This is a genomic window from Bacillus sp. NTK074B, assembly GCF_017303375.1.
Lineage (GTDB): Bacteria > Bacillota > Bacilli > Bacillales > Bacillaceae_B > Rossellomorea.
Genome location: NZ_JAFKOH010000252.1, coordinates 1 through 256 on the forward strand (window position 1 = coordinate 1; position 256 = coordinate 256).

1 protein-coding gene is annotated in these 256 nt (G+C 62.5%); it reads left to right on the forward strand.

Features of this window, described 5'->3' with window-relative positions; all coding sequences use genetic code 11:
* Window positions 1-256, forward strand: a 256-nt coding sequence (locus JI667_RS22240) for a hypothetical protein (RefSeq protein ID WP_206858698.1), incomplete at both ends; no start/stop codon positions are given.

A 256-nucleotide genomic window follows, 5' to 3' on the forward strand; every position in this document is an offset into this window, starting at 1 on the left:
GCCTCGATACCGATGCGGCGATCGACAAGGCGGGCGAGCTGACATGGAAAACGCATTTCAACTATGACAGCGACAGCCGCCCGCGCGTGCAGCAGAACGACTTCCTTCGGGTGCTGCTGACCTTCCGCAACTTCCAGCTCAACATGATCTATCGCTTGTTCCGCGACACGCACCAGGCGTTCCGGGGGGAGACGCCTGAAGCGAAGGCGGAGGCCCGCGCGCAGGTCATCGGCATCACCGGCATGATGATGGCGTC